18 protein-coding genes are annotated in these 18,429 nt (G+C 39.8%); 16 read left to right on the top strand and 2 right to left on the bottom strand.

What is annotated here, in order from left to right; genetic code table 11:
* Positions 1 to 13 precede the first annotated feature (13 nt).
* From LQ203_RS15860 to LQ203_RS15820, 9 genes are all read left to right on the top strand, one after another.
* Complete coding sequence (locus LQ203_RS15860) at positions 14 to 724, top strand: amino acid ABC transporter permease (protein WP_230159340.1); 711 nt, start codon at positions 14 to 16, stop codon at positions 722 to 724.
* Positions 721 to 1,491: an amino acid ABC transporter ATP-binding protein gene (locus LQ203_RS15855; protein ID WP_148358890.1), complete on the top strand. Its 771-nt coding sequence runs from the start codon at positions 721 to 723 to the stop codon at positions 1,489 to 1,491. Before LQ203_RS15860 ends, LQ203_RS15855 begins: the two co-directional genes overlap by 4 nt.
* A gap of 23 nt (positions 1,492 to 1,514) precedes the next feature.
* A complete protein-coding gene (locus LQ203_RS15850) occupies positions 1,515 to 2,024 on the top strand; it encodes a GNAT family N-acetyltransferase (RefSeq protein WP_230159339.1) in 510 nt (169 codons plus the stop codon).
* 14 nt (positions 2,025 to 2,038) lie between these two features.
* Complete coding sequence (locus LQ203_RS15845) at positions 2,039 to 3,181, top strand: amidohydrolase (RefSeq protein WP_230159338.1); 1,143 nt, start codon at positions 2,039 to 2,041, stop codon at positions 3,179 to 3,181.
* A gap of 316 nt (positions 3,182 to 3,497) precedes the next feature.
* A complete protein-coding gene (locus LQ203_RS15840; protein ID WP_230159337.1) occupies positions 3,498 to 3,701 on the top strand; it encodes a hypothetical protein in 204 nt (67 codons plus the stop codon).
* A gap of 123 nt (positions 3,702 to 3,824) precedes the next feature.
* Positions 3,825 to 4,385, top strand: a complete 561-nt coding sequence (locus LQ203_RS15835) for a thioredoxin family protein (protein ID WP_230159336.1) — start codon at positions 3,825 to 3,827, stop codon at positions 4,383 to 4,385.
* Between the two features lie 714 nt (positions 4,386 to 5,099).
* Positions 5,100 to 6,290 (top strand): glycine C-acetyltransferase, encoded by a 1,191-nt coding sequence (locus LQ203_RS15830; RefSeq protein ID WP_230159335.1) that lies wholly within the window; start codon positions 5,100 to 5,102, stop codon positions 6,288 to 6,290.
* A 42-nt stretch (positions 6,291 to 6,332) separates the two neighbouring features.
* Positions 6,333 to 7,292 (top strand): L-threonine 3-dehydrogenase, encoded by a 960-nt coding sequence (locus tag LQ203_RS15825; RefSeq protein WP_230159334.1) that lies wholly within the window; start codon positions 6,333 to 6,335, stop codon positions 7,290 to 7,292.
* A 317-nt stretch (positions 7,293 to 7,609) separates the two neighbouring features.
* A complete protein-coding gene (locus LQ203_RS15820) occupies positions 7,610 to 9,007 on the top strand; it encodes an amino acid permease (protein ID WP_230159333.1) in 1,398 nt (465 codons plus the stop codon).
* Positions 9,008 to 9,317: 310 nt separating this feature from the next.
* Here the strand turns inward: LQ203_RS15820 and LQ203_RS15815 are convergent, their stop codons facing one another.
* Positions 9,318 to 9,419 (bottom strand): substrate-binding domain-containing protein, encoded by a 102-nt coding sequence (locus LQ203_RS15815; RefSeq protein WP_290370597.1) that lies wholly within the window; start codon positions 9,417 to 9,419, stop codon positions 9,318 to 9,320.
* A gap of 200 nt (positions 9,420 to 9,619) precedes the next feature.
* On the bottom strand, positions 9,620 to 11,011 hold the full coding sequence (locus LQ203_RS15810; protein WP_230159332.1) for a hypothetical protein: 1,392 nt from the start codon (positions 11,009 to 11,011) through the stop codon (positions 9,620 to 9,622).
* Between the two features lie 155 nt (positions 11,012 to 11,166).
* On the opposite strand from LQ203_RS15810, the gene LQ203_RS15805 reads away from it, so the two are divergent.
* From LQ203_RS15805 to LQ203_RS15775, 7 genes are all read left to right on the top strand, one after another.
* The gene (locus LQ203_RS15805) at positions 11,167 to 12,231 is read left to right on the top strand and encodes a C45 family peptidase (protein ID WP_230159331.1); all 1,065 of its coding nucleotides are present in this window, start codon (positions 11,167 to 11,169) and stop codon (positions 12,229 to 12,231) included.
* 135 nt (positions 12,232 to 12,366) lie between these two features.
* Positions 12,367 to 13,131, top strand: coding sequence for an IclR family transcriptional regulator (locus tag LQ203_RS15800; protein WP_230159330.1), 765 nt, complete (start codon positions 12,367 to 12,369; stop codon positions 13,129 to 13,131).
* Positions 13,132 to 13,382: 251 nt separating this feature from the next.
* On the top strand, positions 13,383 to 14,591 hold the full coding sequence (locus LQ203_RS15795; protein ID WP_230159329.1) for a CoA transferase: 1,209 nt from the start codon (positions 13,383 to 13,385) through the stop codon (positions 14,589 to 14,591).
* Position 14,592: 1 nt separating this feature from the next.
* Positions 14,593 to 15,546 (top strand): hydroxymethylglutaryl-CoA lyase, encoded by a 954-nt coding sequence (locus LQ203_RS15790; protein ID WP_230159328.1) that lies wholly within the window; start codon positions 14,593 to 14,595, stop codon positions 15,544 to 15,546.
* A gap of 127 nt (positions 15,547 to 15,673) precedes the next feature.
* Positions 15,674 to 16,975, top strand: coding sequence for a CitMHS family transporter (locus LQ203_RS15785; RefSeq protein ID WP_230159327.1), 1,302 nt, complete (start codon positions 15,674 to 15,676; stop codon positions 16,973 to 16,975).
* A gap of 66 nt (positions 16,976 to 17,041) precedes the next feature.
* Complete coding sequence (locus LQ203_RS15780) at positions 17,042 to 17,734, top strand: RraA family protein (RefSeq protein ID WP_230159326.1); 693 nt, start codon at positions 17,042 to 17,044, stop codon at positions 17,732 to 17,734.
* Between the two features lie 241 nt (positions 17,735 to 17,975).
* Complete coding sequence (locus tag LQ203_RS15775) at positions 17,976 to 18,266, top strand: DUF3817 domain-containing protein (protein ID WP_230159325.1); 291 nt, start codon at positions 17,976 to 17,978, stop codon at positions 18,264 to 18,266.
* The last annotated feature ends 163 nt before the right edge of the window (positions 18,267 to 18,429 follow it).

Here is an 18,429-nt window from a genome sequence, read left to right as displayed (position 1 = left end):
AGGAGAGAAGGACTTGACGATTGATATTCTATTCATTTGGACTGCTTTTAAGGAGATTATTAAAGCACTTCCGATCACACTTATCTTAACGATTCTTCCTCTTCTTGCAGGTTTTATTATCGGTCTCGCTGTTGCCTTGATTAGGATATATAAAGTGAAATTTCTATGTAGAGTTGCAAATGGATATGTTTCCTTCTTTAGAGGAACACCAATTATTATGCACATAATGCTCATTTATTTCGGTTTTCCATTATTAATCGATCAAATTTCAACAAAATTTGATTTGGGTATTCAATCTAATTCCATTCCGATCATTTTATTTGTCTTAACCGCCTTATCGTTGAGTGCGGGTGCCTATTTATCAGAAATATTCAGATCGGGAATTATCAGTGTCTCCAATGGCCAAATGGAGGCAGCCTATTCCGTGGGGATGAATTCGTTTCAAGCCATGACGCGAATTGTTTTGCCACAGGCCATTGCTCAGTCCATCCCGAATTTCACGAATATTTTCATTGGATTCTTGCATACGTCATCCATTGCTTTCATTGTATCGCAAAAAGAAATGACAGGAGCAGCCAATATAGTTGCATCCACCAATTTGAAATTTTTGGAGTCCTTTATCGCTGCTGGTTTAATTTATTGGGGCCTCACAATCATTGCAGAGGGGCTTTCGTTTTTAATTGAGAAAAAGGCCACTGCCTATAATCGAGGAGGAGTACAATGATTTATTTAAAAGATATTCAAAAATCATTTAACCAGCAGCCTGTTTTAAAAGGAATTAATTTGAAAATAGGCAAGGGAGAAGTAGTTACCATACTTGGACCAAGTGGATCAGGAAAAACGACCCTGCTTAGGTGCTTGAACTTTCTGGAGAAACCTGATGAGGGAATTGTTCAAGTGGGAGATATACAGGTGAAGTCTAAGAAGGCGACCAAAAGGGAAATCTTATCCCTTAGAAGACAATCGGCAATGGTTTTTCAGCATTATAATTTATTTGCTCATAAAACTGTTTTGGAGAATGTAATGGAAGGGTTAATTGTTACAAAAAAATATAAGAAAGCTGAAGCGAAACGGGAAAGCGAGCTGTTATTGGAAAAAGTAGGTTTGGGAGATAAGCATAACTATTTCCCCTCGCAATTGTCAGGAGGTCAACAGCAACGTGTTGGAATTGCTAGGGCACTTGCTTTAAATCCTGAGGTCATTCTATTTGACGAGCCAACGTCGGCACTCGACCCTGAGTTGGTTGGGGAGGTGCTTTCTGTCATAAAAGCAATTGCCCAGGAAGGTATCACGATGGTGATTGTAACCCATGAAATGAGTTTTGCTAAAGAGGTCTCGGATCGTGTTCTTTTCATGGATGGCGGGGTCATTGTAGAAGAAGGTTCACCATTGGAGATTTTCAATGCGCCGAAGGAAGAGCGAACACGACAATTTTTAAACCGGATATCAAGAGATTTTTCCGTATCGTTTTTAGAAGAAAGGGCCAATTAAAGGAAGTGGCAAAAGGAGGACGTATGATTAATACAATCGTGGTCGATGAATTGATTGAAGAAGATAAAGAGACAGTGCGCCGCTTATTGGTAGAAAGTTATCAACAATATGAACATGAATATTCGAACCCGGAAGCTTGGGAAGGCTATTTAAAAAATATTGAATCCTCGGTGGATAATCCACATGTTGATAAGGTGTTGGTTGCAAAGTGCAATCAGGATATCCTTGGTACATTGCAGCTTTTTCAGTCATCTGAAAAAGCATATGAGAAGCCTGAACTTGGAATTTTTTCACCAATCATTCGGTTGTTGGCCGTTCATCCCGAATCAAGGGGACGCGGGATCGCACAGGAATTATTAAAAGCTAGTGTAAATTATGCAAAATCGCAAGGTGCGTCCAGTTTATATCTACATTCTACTGATAAGATGCATAAAGCCATTAAACTATATGAATGGTTTGGCTTTAAACGGGATCGAACGAAAGAATTCCAAAATCATGATGTTTTAGTAAAATGCTATCGCTTAGATTTATAGAAGGAGGCGACTGTATGAGTCGAGAGCTGGAAAAGCGCTTAATATCGATACGGCGCCATTTACATCAATATCCGGAGTTATCAAATGAAGAATTTGATACGACAAAATCGATACAAACCTGGCTCGAGGAAGAGGGCATTGAGATCCGTCATACAGGATTGAAAACAGGTGTTTTTGCAGATATAAAGGGTGGCAAACCCGGACCGACAGTAGCCATAAGGGCGGATATCGATGCACTTCCGATTGAGGAACGAACCGGGCTTCCATTTGCTTCGAAAATAAAAGGAGTGATGCATGCTTGCGGCCATGATTTTCATACGGCAGCTGCCATAGGTGCTGCCTACCTTTTAAAAGAATATCAATCAGAGTTGTGCGGGACAGTGCGATTGCTTTTTCAACCCGCAGAAGAATTAGGTGGCGGAGCGGTGCATGTGATAAAAGATGGTCAAATTGACGATGTAGCGGCTGTAATTGGCCTGCACAATAAACCCAATTTGCCTGTCGGCACCATTGGGATAAAAGATGGTCCGTTAATGGCGGCAGTGGACCGTTTTCATATTGTTCTTCAAGGGAAGGGGAGCCACGCGGCCATCCCTCAAAACGGAAAAGATCCAATAGCGGCAGCGGCTCAGCTTATTACTGCTCTTCAAACTATCGTCAGCCGGAATGTATCCCCATTAGATAGTGCTGTGGTAAGTGTTACGAGAATAACAGGTGGAAACACTTGGAATGTAATTCCAGGTGACGTCATATTGGAAGGAACGATTCGAACCTTTAATTCAGAGATACGCGAAGAAGTAAAAGAAAAGTTTTATTCGATTGTGAATCATATTACAGCTGCTTTTTCACAGGAAGCTGCGATTGGTTGGTTTCCTGGGCCCCCTGCGCTTCTTAATCATCCGGCAGTCACAGAGATGGCCCGCTTGTCTGCTCGGAAACAATCATTGCATGTAATCAATCCAGAACCTTCAATGGGAGGTGAAGATTTCGCTTATTACCTTCAACATATCCCCGGTACCTTTGCCTTTTTTGGTACAAACGGAAACGAAGACTGGCATCATCCAGCTTTTACTGTTGATGAAAAAGCCATTATTAAAGCCGCTTATTTTTTATTTGAAAGTGCCAAGAATTTATTACATGACCAGGATAAGTGGTGAACAGACAGGACAAAGGTGCCAGACACGATTTCATGCCTAGCACCTTTGATGTTGTAATTCCAAAAATTTCGGTCCAGCTTGATTTCAAGCATAGTCATCCCCCATTTTACCTTCAATACATATCCACTCTTCGTTCATTCATTCCAGCTTTTCATAGACACCTCTCTCCATTTCTCTTCCTCTCATTGACGAATCTTATTCTGATAGGGTTTAGATGAATAGATCTCTATAAAAATATTAGGGGGAAGGAAACGATTCTTTAGAAAATAGTGGAATTATCAGCCAAACCTATCTCAGGAAGCTGGAGTGGATATGTTTGCCGTCTCTTCTGGTGGAGATGGTCAAATCGCTGCTTGGGGGAGAAAATATGTTATTAGAGGAAGGCTTCACGATGGTGATTGTAACCGATGATGGTCTAGGATTGGTTCTTTTCATGGGTCGCGGGGGCAATGTAGAAGAAGGGGCGCGCCAATGGAGATCTTCAAAGCTCCAAAGGAAGAGCGAACACGACCATTTTTAAACCGGATATCAAGAGCATCTTCCGTATAAAAGGCAGTCAGTTGATTTTTCAAGGTGTAAACAATGAAATAATAAGGGGTTTATGGTACTTTTAACTTAAAAATAGTTAGTTAGGAGCAATAAAATGACGACACTGAATGAATGGTTTGAAATGGGGATTCCCGCTAGAGAATTTGTTTCTTCAATGAAGGCTCATAAAGAAAACTTACAATCGATTCATGAGCGTTTTTCTATTTCTGCAGATGATCAGGATTTTTTTGATGAATTAAAAGCGAAAGAACTTCGGGCCATTGTCATTACTGAAGACTGGTGCGGAGATGCGATGATGAATATACCTATTTTATTGAATATAACGGAAGCGACAAATATGGAAACTCGCATGATTTTACGAGATCAAAATCTTGAGCTGATCGATCAATACTTAACGAATGGAACAGCGCGTTCGATTCCCATTTTTATATTCATTGATAAGAATGGCGAAGAAAGAGCCGTTTGGGGACCTCGTGCACCAAAGGTACAAGCGTTTGTAATGGAGTTGCGCTCAAATCTTCCAGCTAAGGATGATGAACGATTTGAGGCAGAGCAGAAAGAGGTCTTTAAAAAGATAACAGAGGCATTTTCTGAAGATAAACAGCTATGGGACGAAGTATACGATAGCATCAAGGAAGCATTGGGAAAAATTTAAAACGATCGTGCATGACTAAATCCTCGAAGCTACGAGGATTTTAGACTGTAGACAACCTCGATAATAATTTGGGGGTGTCTACAGTTTTTTTAGGTTGGTAAAAACTAATTTTTCCAAAATTCTCACCGTTTTTTTTTTTTTTTGATAAAAATTTCCAGTTGGTAAAACACGTAGGAAAAATATGCTTTATTTATGTCTTAATTTTCTTCGTGTACATTTTCCATACTTTGTTAGTTAGACCTAATTATGGGGTTGATGTATGAAAGATTAAACGTAACATATGGTGCTTTACTTCCTCTTCAGGAGCAGATCAACAGCTCCATTTTTTATGGAAGTAAGGAGGTGTAATTGTAATAATCTAGAAAAAATATCTAAAAAGTGCCTCATTTTCACCTCATTTATTTCGATGATTAACACGGAAATTTTATGGTTAAAATCTACGCGGAAATTCAATGTTTTCAACGAATTATTGAAAGATCTTTAAGGCGAAACTACAGCAATCTTAAATTTTTTTGTCCACACAATATGGACAACAATAAATTTATCTATTATTATGGTTGTTATAACTATTAATTTAAAAGGATTTACGTTACTTCCATGTGTTTTTTTGGGAAGGACACTTGTATTTTCTTAATAAGAGCAAAATTCATAATTCTTAAATGCAACATTTAAGAATAGGGTAGATCACCAACCATCAATTAGGGGGTATATGAGATGTCTAGTGAAATATTAAATCGATTTTTGAAAGAAAATTTAGATGATTTAAAAGATAAAGGACTTTATAACGTGATAGATCCGGTAGAAGGTCCGAACGGTCCGATGATCACCATTGCAGGAAGAGAGCTAATTAATTTATCATCCAATAATTATTTAGGTTTAGCAACTGATCGCCGATTAATCGACGCATGCATAGAAGCAACGAAAACATATGGTGTCGGAGCCGGTGCTGTCCGTACGATTAACGGGACGTTAGATATACATGTCAAATTGGAAGAAAAGCTTGCCGAGTTTAAACATACAGAAGCAGCCATTGCTTATCAATCTGGATTTAACTGTAATATGGCAGCGATTTCAGGAGTGATGGATAAACACGATGCCATCCTTTCAGATGAATTGAATCATGCTTCAATCATTGATGGATGCCGATTATCTAAAGCAAAAATCATTCCCTTTATCCATTCCGACATGGATGATTTACGAACAAAAGCACTTAAAGCAAAAGAGTCTGGATTGTATAACAAAATCATGATTATTACTGACGGAGTGTTCTCGATGGATGGGGATATTGCCAAGCTCCCTGAAATTGTGGATATTGCCGAAGAGTTAGATTTAATTACGTATGTTGATGATGCGCATGGATCAGGTGTACTAGGTAATGGTGCAGGAACGGTAAAACATTTTGGGTTATCGGATAGAGTGGATTTCCAAATTGGAACATTATCTAAGGCTATTGGTGTTGTAGGTGGCTATGTAGCAGGAAAGAAAGATTTAATTGATTGGCTAAAAGTGAGAAGTCGTCCATTTTTATTTTCAACGGCTGTCACACCGGGAGCAGTTGCATCCTGTATAGAAGCCATTGATATTTTGATGAATAGCTCAGATCTTCAAAATAAGCTGTGGGAAAACGGCGATTACTTGAAAAAAGGTCTAAAAGAATTAGGTTTTTATATAGGGGAGAGCGAGACACCGATTACCCCTTGCATTATAGGTGATGAAGCTAAAACACAGCAATTCAGTAAAAGGCTGATCGAAGAAGGTGTATATGCTAAATCCATCGTATTCCCTACAGTTCCGAAGGGAACAGGAAGGGTGAGGAATATGCCGACAGCTGCTCACACAAAAGAGATGCTGGATCGGGCTATAGACATTTATGAAAAAGTAGGAAAAGAGATGTCGATTATATAAAGGGTTTCTTACTGCAGAGTGTAAAAAAGGGAGGGATTTTTGATGAAAAAGGTCTTAGTAACGGGGGCTTTAGGTCAAATTGGTTCAGAACTGACGCTGAAAATGAGAGAGATATACGGCTTTGACAATATCATTGCAACAGATATTCGTAGAACGGAAAGTAATGTGGTCCAATCAGGTCCATTTGAGATATTGGATGTTACCGATGAAAAAGCGATGTTTGATATTGCCAAAAAACATGAAGTGGATACGATTATTCATTTAGCTGCTTTATTGTCGGCAACAGCTGAAAAGAAGCCGCTTTTAGCCTGGAATTTAAACATGGGCGGATTGGTAAATGCCTTGGAAACGGCACGAGAACTTAATTGCCGATTATTTACACCTAGCTCTATTGGTGCGTTTGGTCCAACGACTCCTAATGATTGGACACCGCAAGACACCATTCAACGACCGAATACAATGTACGGAGTGAATAAAGTATCGGGTGAGTTATTATGTGATTATTACAATCATAAATTTGGCGTTGATACGAGAGGTCTTCGATTCCCAGGGCTGATCTCGTATGTTACGCCTCCTGGCGGCGGAACAACCGATTATGCGGTCGAAATTTACTATGAAGCGATTAAAAATAAGAAATATACATCTTACATTGATAAGGGAACATACATGGATATGATGTATATGCCTGACGCTTTAGCTGCCATTACGACATTAATGGAGGCGGATGCCTCAAAGCTAAAACATCGGAATTCTTTTAATGTATCTGCCATGAGCTTTGCCCCAGAACAAATCGCAGCCGAGATCCAAAAGCATATTCCAGATTTTGTCATGGGTTATGACGTCGATCCTGGAAGACAATCTATTGCTGACAGTTGGCCAAATAGCATAGATTCAACTTGTGCAAAAGAAGAATGGGGATTTAAGGCGGAATATGATTTGGAGAAAATGACGAAGGATATGTTGGTAAAGCTTGGATTAAAGTCACTGTTAATTACCGCTTAATCAGCCTGAGCCGAATAAAAGGGTTGCAAGACTCTTTTATTCGGGTTATTTTATACAGGTCGTGATTTTTTTTACCGGTTTAATGAAGCACTTATTAGACCAATAAAAAGTAAGCGCTTTCCATTAACTTTATGTTCACATCTGGTATAACGTGAAAATTCATAAGAATCTTTCTAACTATCAGGAATGCTTAACCTAGAAGTGGAGAATGATTTTTGAAGGCTCATAAAGATGCCCGCTTAATCATTTCGATACCGAATGGAGAGTATTAGGATTTTGCAGCAAATATGACTTTTAGTAGAGTAGGGGGAAATGGAATGGCAAACCAAGATTTGAATAGGGACCTGAAGGGCCGTCATATTCAGATGATTGCTTTGGGCGGTACAATTGGTGTTGGTTTATTTATGGGTTCAGCCAGCGCGATTAAATGGACAGGTCCATCTGTCATGTTGGCTTATGCAATATCAGGGATTTTTATCTTTTTGATTATGCGGGCAATGGGGGAAATGTTGTATTTGGAGCCAAGTACAGGTTCATTTGCTACATTTGGTTATAAGTATATTCATCCATTGGCAGGGTATATGACTGCTTGGAGCAACTGGTTCCAATGGGTTATTGTCGGGATGGCCGAAATCATAGCTGTTGGGACATACATGCAGTATTGGTTCCCTGATCTTCCTGCTTGGATCCCAGGTTTGATTGCAATGGTGATCCTTGGGGCAGCGAACCTGATTTCCGTTAAATCCTTTGGTGAAATTGAATTTTGGTTTGCACTGGTTAAAATCGTAACGATTGTATTAATGATCGTTGCAGGAATTGGACTTATCTTCTTTGGATTTGGTAACGGCGGAGAGGCGATAGGATTATCTAATCTTTGGGAACATGGTGGATGGTTTACAGGTGGATGGAAAGGATTCTTCTTTGCTCTTTCATTAGTTGTTGCAGCGTATCAGGGTGTAGAACTGATCGGGATTACAGCTGGTGAAGCAAAAGATCCGCAAAACACAATAACTAAAGCGATTCAAAGTACCATTTGGCGTATCTTAATCTTCTATATTGGTGCAATTTTCATTATTGTAACCGTTTACCCTTGGGACCAACTAACTGCAATTGGCAGCCCATTTGTGGCAACCTTTGCGAAAGTTGGTATTACAGCAGCAGCTGGAATCATTAACTTTGTCGTAATCACAGCTGCAATGTCTGGCTGCAATAGTGGTATTTACAGTGCAGGACGCATGCTTTACACATTAGGAATGAATGGACAAGCGCCAAAATACTTTGCCAAAGTATCCAATAGTGGTGTCCCATTATTCGGTACGTTCGGTGTGATAGTGGGGTTAGCACTTGGTGTAGTTTTAAGTTATGTTGCACCAGAAAATTTATTTGTGCATGTTTATAGTGCAAGTGTACTTCCTGGTATGATTCCGTGGTTTGTCATTCTGATAAGTCAAATTCAATTCAGAAAAGCTAAAAAGGCTGAAATGGTCAATCATCCATTTAAAATGCCTTTTGCACCTGTAACAAACTACTTGACCATTGCTTTCTTGATAATGGTATTAGTCGGAATGTGGTTTAATGATGAAACACGCATTTCGTTAATTGTAGGAATTGGTTTTCTATGTATCGTTGTCATTAGTTATTACGCTTTTGGAATGGGCAAGCGTGTACCAGTAGATGCTCCGACAGAAATTGAAACTGAGCATAAAGTGGGTTAATCTATAACTTGCTTTGAATTCTTCTAAGTGAGACAGTTGTTTATTGTAGATTACTAATCTTTAAGGAAATAGTAGGGTGCTTTACTTCAAAACGAGGGTTGCTGCGGCAGCCCTTTTTCTATTGGAGCTAGATTTGCGGCGGTGCGGATCACATATATATAAATCTTGTAGATCCTCTCACTATTATCTCAATTGGAAGGTTCGTGTTTACTGGATCTGTTGTTTCTAGTTCAATCATATCAATGATTGTTTGAGCTGAAATGGTCCCCTTATTAAATACATCTTGCCGTATTGTCGTTAAACCTGGTCATTAATAACGACTAATCACAAGGTCATCAAATCCAACGACAGAATAGTCTTTGGGAACTCCTTTTCCATGTTCGTGCAATGCCTTAATAATGCCAACCGCCAAAATAGTTATTAGCCATAATAAAATCCCCTTCAGGTAGTAGTGTATCGTCCACGACTGTTTGTGTTTTTTTACACTATCTATCTTAAGGGGATAATATTACTTCTCAGTCCTTTTAAAAATGAGAGTAGGTATTGTTTTACACATTGTACAGGTGTCGTTTTCGTAACTTTAAAGTCCAAGCACAATACCGTTTAGAATTATTAAATAAGAAACATTGCAACGATTGTAGTGACGGCCAAACCAATGGTTACCGGCAGCAGATTCCGGCGCGCAAGTTCGAATGGGCTGACATTACATATGGCAGCGGCTGGGATGAGGGCCCATGGAATCAAGGTACCTCCGCCAACCCAAATCGCAGTTATTTGCCCAAGTGCAGTCAAGGTAGCGGTTCCGCTTCCGATTGCCGTTCCAAAAAGTTTGGCAACCGAACCTGCTAAAGAAATCCCTGAAAATCCCGACCCATCAAGGCCAGTGATGGCACCGATGCCCGTTAATGTGACAGAGGCAATTTCTTTCGTCAAAGGAACCGAGGCCGCCAAGGCGGCGCCAAGGTCATTGACAATGCCGAGGGAAGTTTTTGGTAAATAGTCACCGATGATTTGGGTGAATCCAGAATCTCCTAAATAGAAGAATGCGGCGATTGGAATGACGGGTCCGAATACTTTGAAGCCAAATTGAAATCCCTGAATTAAATAGGCCGTTGATTTTTCAAGTCCCTGTTGTTTATGTGCGACGAGGGATAAAATGAGCAAGATGAAAACGGCTGTTCCGCCAACCAACGCCGTTGCATCTCCGCCTTGCAACTTCAAAATCGACAAGGCCACAACATCCAATAGAAATGCGATCGGAATGAAGACTGCAAAAAACTTCTTTTGTGCCAGTGTGAGCAGATCTTCCCTGATTGTTTGATCTTGGCTGATTCCAACGTAATCAGCAGCCTTGATTCTTCCAAGTTTCATATCCCGCTTTAAAAGGATAAAGGCAGAGGTGGTGGTGACGACCCCCATTACAATGACAAGGGGAATGCTCGCAGCAATGACATCACCGACTGGTATCGAAGCTGCATCTGCCGTGAGTTTAGGGGCAGCTTGAATGATGAAATCCCCTGATAATGCTATTCCGTGGCCAAAAAGGTTCATTGCCATCGCCACGCCTAACGCAGGTAAACCAGCCCGTAATGCAAACGGGAGCAGAACCGCCCCAAGTAAGGCAACCGCTGGTGATGGCCAGAAAAACCAGGATATGATCATCATGACAATCCCGATTATCCAAAAGGCAAGTGTAGGATTTTTAATGAATTTGGCAAATGGTGCGATCATGACATCGTTAATACCAGACTTCGTTAAAACCGTGCTCATGGCGACTATGATTGAAATGATTAATATCGTGGACATTAATTCCGTGATGGCGAAGATGAAACTGTTGAATATCCCGCTTATGGATGAGGCAAAACTGCCAGTAGCAACTAAAGCCAAAAGGAAAATGCCAATTATGCAAATGATGGTCGTATCACGGCGTTTTACCATAAACCCGATTATCAATACAATAAATACAACATAAATCCAATGGAGTGCCGTTAATTCCATCTCCATAATCCGTCCCCCTCATAAATATGCCTAGTTACAGATTATGAGGGGGGTACGGGGTGGTGAGTTGTTTCATAAATTTAATGCTTATCTTCTTTATTTTCAACTGCACTTCAAGTATCCTTAATTGAACAGCCACTACTGTAAATGAGGGATAAGTTGTGAAGCAAGTATATAGTGATATCATACAATTTCGGGGTACACATTATGAGTTCGGGTACATGCAAGGTGAGGCATTAAAAGATTCACTAACCGTAAAAAATCGTGAAGATCAGTGGAAGATTAGACAGCCACGGTTTACGATTGAAGAAGAAGAGGTCAAGAAAGCGATTACACAATTCGCCCCTGGAGTATGGGAAGAATTACTGGGGTTGCAAGAAGCATTGAAATGGCCAATTGAACGCGTGCTGCAAGAGTTTGGAGGGTACCGATTGGATTATGTTCGGTCTGGATGCTCCATCATGACAGGGGATGATTATCTCATTCGCAATTATGATTACCATCCAAAGACATACGAAGGGCGCTATGTCTTATTCCAGCCAACTGATCAAGGGTATTCAAGCATTGGACCTAGTCAGCGAGGGACTGGACGGATGGATGGCATGAATGAAAAAGGGTTAGTGATCGGATATAACTTCATGAATCGAAAGAACCCGGGAGATGGATTCATTTGCTGCATGATTGGCAGACTGATTGTTGAATCTTGTGCGAACGTGGAGGAAGCGGTTTCGATGTTGAAGGAAATCCCACATCGTCATTCATTCACGTACGTCGTTTATGATAAAAGTGGCGGAACATATATTGTGGAAACCTCTCCGAGAAATGTAGAGGTGCGTAGGGCCAATGCATGTACCAATCACTTTGAAATCATGAAAAATGAAAATCGTAATCATCTTATAGATTCGAAACGCAGATTGGAAATCATACAAGAACATGAAGGGAAACTTTCATCTGCCTACGATGCTTATAGATTGTTTAATGACACCAACCAAGGTGTCTTTTCGGATTTATATAGCAGCTGGGCTGGAACGATTCATACCTCCGCTTATTTACCTAAGGAGATGAAAGCTTGGATTGCTTTGGGGGGGAATCAGGAACCCACATCAATTGATTTTGCGAAATGGCTCGAAGGGGAAGATATTGAATTAGATCGAATCAGAGGTGTAATTGATACGGATATTCCTTTTGTGCATATGGATGAGGGAGCGAATTGGTTTCGGAGTTGAGCGTATTATGAAATGCTCTTTTTTAGGGGTTATAATTGATTGGTAATACATAAGGCATATGAAATTGCAAAATGAAAACAACATTTAGAGAGCAAGGAATCAGTCGGTAAATAATTGTAAAGGGGGGCTTTTACAATGGATGAAAGTGAAGGCTTAAAAGGATCAAGGACTGTTCAACGGTCAATTAATATATTGAACTGCTTTACTTTAGAAGAGCCTGAATTATCCTTAACGGAAATCTCAAATAAAATTAGTTTGGCCAAATCAACAACTTCCAGGCTGTTAGATACATTAGTACAAAATGGTCTACTGCAAAAAAAATTCTCTAACTCAAAATATCAGTTTGGCTATAAAATGTATCAGTTTGGTCGTATTGCGGAAAGTACGATTTCATTCGAAATAACGGAACTTGCAAAACCATTCATGAAGAAACTAAGAAATGAAATTGGAGAATCAGTAAGTTTATATATGCTGGAGAATAAGAAACGAAGGTGTATTGCACGATACGGGAGCAATCAATCAATCCGCCATGTTGTAAGTATCGGAGAGACACTTCCATTGGAGAAAGGTTCTGGTGGGAAGGCCTTATTAGCTTTTCAGTCTTCGGCGTTTGTTGAATCTGTTCTAAAAACTTTAGATTCCGAAACAATACGCAATAATCTTTCAAACGAATTGACAATCATTCAAAAAGAATCCATTGCAATGAGTTTAGACGAAAGAGGGGCTGGAGTTAATTCACTTGCATCACCTATTTTTGGGCTCGATCAAGAAGTGAATTTTTGTTTATGCGTATCGGGTCCAAGTACACGATTTACGCAAATAGCGATGGATGCAATAAAAAATGAAGTGAAGATAAATGCCATAAAGATTTCGGAATGCTTTAATGCCCCAAAAGAATAGCTAATATTGTGGACAAGTTTAAAAACAGCGCCTTTTACTGGGCGCTGTTTTTTATTTTGGTTTTAGAAAAAACAGAATTTTTTAATTTTTATCGTGACAGATAAAAAGTGTTTTGCTATAATTCATTCATGAAGTTCCATCTAACGGAATGATAAGTTCCACTAGATGAAACATCAAAAGATTTCTATTTCTCATTCCTATCTTATTTAGCAAAATTACCAGACTCATAACATCAAGGAGGAAGTATTTTTATGGATAATCCAACAAATGGCCCTTTGACTGGAATTCGTGTTATCGATGCATCTACTGTGATTGCCGCTCCGTTTGCAGCTACCTTATTGGCGGACTTAGGAGCTGAAGTAATAAAAGTGGAACTCCCGGATAAAGGTGATCCGTTGAGAGGCCTTGGACCGTGGAATGGTTCTGAACCATTAAGGTGGCCAGGTCTTGCACGTAATAAACAGTCTGTAACTTTGGACATTCGCACTATTGAGGGTAAAGAGTTATTTAAAAAAATGATTAGCACCGCCGATGTCCTAATAGAAAATTTCAGGCCTGGAACCATGGAAAAATGGGGACTAGGATATGATGTGCTGAGGGAAGTGAACCCCCGTCTCATTATGACTAGACAATCTGGTTATGGACAGACAGGGCCATATGCAGAAAAGGCAGGATTCGGAACGCCTAGTACTGCATTTTCGGGATATACATACCTACAGGGATTTGAGGACCGCCACCCAGTAAGCCCTTCATTTTCATTACTCGATTATATATCTGGCATATATATTGCTTTTGGAACTGTAAGCGCTCTCCTACATCGTGAAACTTCCAGTACAGAAAAAGGTCAAATCGTTGAGATGGGACTATACGAAGGGATGTTCAGGATGATGGATTTCTTAATTGCTGAACATGATCAGCTCGGAAAAGTACGAGAGAGAGCACCTATGCTTCACGGTCATTCAAGCCCTTCGGGTACTTACCAAACAAAAGACGGACATTGGGTTGTCATGGTATGCAGTACACAAAAAACATGGGAACGTTTGGCTGTAGCTATGGATCGGCCGGATTTGATAGGAAATCCTGATTATTTAACAAACCAAGCACGAATGAATAACAATGACATCCTTCAAGAACTTGTTATGACTTTTATGAAATCTCTAAATAAACAAGAACTTTTGAAGACAATGGATGAGTTTGGTGTTCCCATTTCTCCTATATTAAGCATAAAAGATATCTTCGAAGATCCTCATTATCAAGCGAGGGAAAATATTTTGGAAGTGGATCATCCTCGATTAGGCAAAGTTAAAGTTCCTGGCATTGTACCTAAGTTTTCAGAAACCCCGGGGCGCATCCGTCATCGTGCACCAGAGCTTGGAGAGCATAACAAACAAGTGTATTGTAAAGAGCTTGGATTATCGGAAGAGGAATTAATGAATTTAAAGGAAAAGGGGGTCATCTAACATGGAAAATGAAAAAATGATTTTACCCGACAAAGTGAATATTTGGGAAGTACTCCCGCGAGATGGTTTTCAAATGGAAGATAAATGGATACCTACACAAGAAAAGATTCGCATTATCCGTGGTCTGACAAGTACAGGAATCAAACGCATCGAAGTTACATCCTTCGTGCATCCTCGAGCAATACCTCAATTAAAAGATGCGGAAGAGGTGGTAAAGCAGGTTCAGGACTTAGATGGAATAAAGTTCCGTGCACTGGTTCCCAACTTGCGCGGGGCAGAACGGGCCATTAATGCAGGAATGAAAAAAATCAAGATCTTACTATCGGCTACTGATTCACATAGCTTATCCAATTCCAACTGTTTAGTTAGAGAAGCACAAATGGAGCACCTGCCGATTGTAGAACTTGCCGGAAAATATGGTGTGGAAGTGGGAGGTTCCATTGCGGTAGCATTTGGTTGTCCATATGAAGGAGAGGTACCTTTGGAAAAAATCGTATCGATTCTTGAAAGATATCAAGATATGGGGGTTAACGAAGTTTCATTGGCGGATACCGTTGGAATGGGAAATCCTAAACAAGTATCTGAAATGTTAAGGATTATTAAAAAATTATTCCCTAGTTTCAAGTTCACCTTACATTTACACAATACAAGAGGGATGGCATTCGCTAATGCAGTCGCAGCATTGCAACAAGGGGTTACGGATTTCGATAGCTCTACCACGGGACTGGGGGGCTGCCCTTATGCCCCTAACGCTGCAGGGAATTTACCCACAGAAGATCTCGTACATGGCTTACATGAAATGGGAATTCGAACAGGCATCAATCTTGATTCATTACTCGAAATCGCTAGAGATATCAAACATACAATTGGGCATGATGGTGGAAGCTTTATTCTAAAGGCGGGCCCGAACAGCAGGCTACATACAAAACCCAAAAGTCAAAAAAAGCTTGGATGAATACAAATGGGGATTCAACTGAATCCCTTTAAAGAAACATGAGTGTAATTTGGTGTTAGCCTGATTCACTCCAATCACTCTATTGTAAATTCGAAATGAAAACGGATACAAATTAAGGGGGGTATATATGTTATCGATTTTAGGATTCATGATGATTGTTGTTTTTATGTATTTAATTATGAGTAAGCGATTAAGCGCTCTCAATGCCCTGATCATCATTCCGGTCATTTTTGCCTTAATAGGTGGATTCACTGATTTAGGACCTATGATGATGAAGGGGATTGAAACAATTACACCAACCGCAATAATGGTGATATTCGCCATTTTATATTTTGGGATACTAATAGATGCAGGGATGTTTGATCCTTTGGTGACCAGAATGGTGAAAATATCAAAAGGCGATCCGTTAAAGATCTCCGTTACTACTGCAGTATTGTCTTTATTGGTAGGGTTAGACGGGGATGGAACGATCACGTACCTAATTGTCGTTACAGCACTATTGCCATTATACGAGAGGTTAGGAATGAATAAGTTAATACTGGCTTGTCTTCCTGCCATGTCGATGGGCATTATGAATGTACTTCCTTGGGGGGGACCGACGGCTAGGGTAATGTCGATATTTGGTTATGACGCTATGGAACTCTTGGGGCCAATTATCCCATCCATCATTGCGGGGGCATTATATGTCATTGGACTAGGCGTGTTTTTTGGTTTAAGAGAACGCAAAAGATTAGGTGTTTTTGGTCATTATACAGAAACAGAAGGAGAAATAGCCGTATCAATGGAGGACATTGCAGCAGATCAATCATTAAAAAGACCCAAATTGTATTGGTTCAACATCATTCTTACTCTAGTATTGATTTTTGCCTTGGTTAAAGCAGTTTTGCCATTACCTGCATTATTTATGATCGGTTTTGTCATAGTCATAGTTGTAAACTACCCGAATTTAAAAGAGCAACAGAGTAGAGTTGAAGCGCATGCTGGAAATATTCTAACTGTTACTTCCTTGATCTTTGCTGCCGGTATTTTCGCAGGTATCTTGGAGGGAACGGAAATGGTTGATGCCATGGCTTCTTCTTTAGTGCATATTATACCGGACTTTCTTGGTCCACAATTGCCTGCAATTGTAGGATTGACCAGTATGCCATTTACGTTTGTAATGGCAAATGACCCTTATTATTTTGGTATCATTCCAATTATTGCTGAGACTGCTTCGGGATTTGGAATCGATAAACTTGAAATTGCACAAGCATCACTATTAGGCCAGCCACTACATTTATTAAGTCCATTGGTTGGGTCGGTATACGTATTGCTTGGACTTGTCGGTGTAGAGTTTAGGGAGCATATAAAATTTTCACTAAAATATGCCGTCGGAACAGCTTTGGTAATGATTATAACTGCTTTCCTTTTCGGTGCATTATCAATATAGCCATGTTTTCGTTTACTGAATCGAAAGAAGCTTTCAATTTTTCACGGAGAAATGAGGAGTAAACATATGAATGAATTGAACTCAATTCCTGCTCTTTTACCTGTAGAAATCATAGAGAGAGCCAAAGCTTTAAATACGACCCTTATAGCGGATGCGATGGATTGTAATGGTGTAATGGATTATAAGATAAAGCCTGTGGCATCTGGGATGAAAGTGGTGGCGACAGCTATGACTGTTAATATGAGAGCAGGAGATAATTTAATTCTTCATCAAGCCATATATTCTGGAAGAGAAGGCTATGTATTAGTCGCAGATGGTAAAGACCACAAAGCAAATGCCTATCTAGGAGAGTTAATGGCTGGAGCTGCAAATGCAGTTGGACTTGATGGTATTGTAATTGATGGATTAGTTCGTGATAAAGAGGCTCTTTGTGAATTGGGACTTCCAGTTTTTGCAAAGGGATTCACCCCTAGTGGACCATTTAAAGATGGACCTGGGGAATGTAATACTACTATCTCATGTGGAGGTGTAACTGTTCACCCCGGTGATTTAATCATTGGAGATGAGGATGGTGTAGTTGTTGTTTCACTGGATAAAATAGAAGAGGTGTTTACCAAGGCAGAGAAAAAGTTAGTTTATGAACAAAAACGACTCGAAGAAATTGCAGAATATCGAAGAAAGCGAAAACAAGGAGACCAAGAAGGAAGTATTGAACCTTCTTGGTTGAAAAGTAAAAAGGGAATATCAAATCTGATGTAAGATGCTACGGTGCTAATACTAGCTATTACCGCTTTTAAGTGTAGATAAATACTCGGGCCCAATCCTTGGATTGGGCTTTTACCGTTTTCATTTCAGGCAAACGAATCCTGGGTACTATTTAGTAGTGGATATTCCAGTAATATAATATGATAGAGTAGCAGATTTTGGATGAGAAACGAGTCTGTTTGTGTGCCGTTTTGGAATGAAGTCGTACTTGTACAATGAATAAGGGGATGAGCGAATGTATTCTACTGTTCTTGGATGGTTTAGGTTTATTACAATAATTGAGGGAATCTCATATGTTCTATTGCTGGGTATTGGTATGCCCATTAAGTACATATTGGATATTGGGGAAGCGACACTCATTTTAGGCAGCATTCATGGGTTTCTATTTGTCGTATTCGTCCTGTTACTTCTTTACGTAAGCATTCAATCAAAATGGTCCTTTTTAAAAATGGCCATGATCTTCATCGTTTCTTTCATTCCATTTGGGAATTTTGTAATCGATCGAAAGCTATTGAAGCATAATTAAATGATAAAGAAACATGCTCTTTGACGTCTTCTAAATAGAAGACGTTTAGACGGTAGACAAACTCAATAATAATTGATTTTGTCTACCGTTTTTGTTTGAGTGTTTGTGAAATTCGAACGGAGGATTTCCACTGCAGGTACTCGTTTTCCGCGGGCGGTCCGCC

Origin of the sequence: Peribacillus sp. Bi96 (assembly GCF_918698115.1) — a bacterium.
Taxonomy (GTDB): domain Bacteria; phylum Bacillota; class Bacilli; order Bacillales; family DSM-1321; genus Peribacillus.
This window is presented reverse-complemented; position numbering and strand designations above follow the sequence as displayed.

What these genes read in the sequence shown, in the direction of transcription:
- LQ203_RS15855 (WP_148358890.1), top strand. Translation starts at nt 721, where the DNA reads ATGATTTATTTAAAAGATATTCAAAAATCATTTAACCAGCAGCCTGTT.
- LQ203_RS15850 (WP_230159339.1), top strand. Translation starts at nt 1,515, where the DNA reads ATGATTAATACAATCGTGGTCGATGAATTGATTGAAGAAGATAAAGAG.
- LQ203_RS15845 (WP_230159338.1), top strand. Translation starts at nt 2,039, where the DNA reads ATGAGTCGAGAGCTGGAAAAGCGCTTAATATCGATACGGCGCCATTTA.
- LQ203_RS15835 (WP_230159336.1), top strand. Translation starts at nt 3,825, where the DNA reads ATGACGACACTGAATGAATGGTTTGAAATGGGGATTCCCGCTAGAGAA.
- LQ203_RS15830 (WP_230159335.1), top strand. Translation starts at nt 5,100, where the DNA reads ATGTCTAGTGAAATATTAAATCGATTTTTGAAAGAAAATTTAGATGAT.
- LQ203_RS15825 (WP_230159334.1), top strand. Translation starts at nt 6,333, where the DNA reads ATGAAAAAGGTCTTAGTAACGGGGGCTTTAGGTCAAATTGGTTCAGAA.
- LQ203_RS15820 (WP_230159333.1), top strand. Translation starts at nt 7,610, where the DNA reads ATGGCAAACCAAGATTTGAATAGGGACCTGAAGGGCCGTCATATTCAG.
- LQ203_RS15810 (WP_230159332.1), bottom strand. Translation starts at nt 11,011, where the DNA reads ATGGAGATGGAATTAACGGCACTCCATTGGATTTATGTTGTATTTATT.
- LQ203_RS15800 (WP_230159330.1), top strand. Translation starts at nt 12,367, where the DNA reads ATGGATGAAAGTGAAGGCTTAAAAGGATCAAGGACTGTTCAACGGTCA.
- LQ203_RS15795 (WP_230159329.1), top strand. Translation starts at nt 13,383, where the DNA reads ATGGATAATCCAACAAATGGCCCTTTGACTGGAATTCGTGTTATCGAT.
- LQ203_RS15790 (WP_230159328.1), top strand. Translation starts at nt 14,593, where the DNA reads ATGGAAAATGAAAAAATGATTTTACCCGACAAAGTGAATATTTGGGAA.
- LQ203_RS15785 (WP_230159327.1), top strand. Translation starts at nt 15,674, where the DNA reads ATGTTATCGATTTTAGGATTCATGATGATTGTTGTTTTTATGTATTTA.
- LQ203_RS15780 (WP_230159326.1), top strand. Translation starts at nt 17,042, where the DNA reads ATGAATGAATTGAACTCAATTCCTGCTCTTTTACCTGTAGAAATCATA.
- LQ203_RS15775 (WP_230159325.1), top strand. Translation starts at nt 17,976, where the DNA reads ATGTATTCTACTGTTCTTGGATGGTTTAGGTTTATTACAATAATTGAG.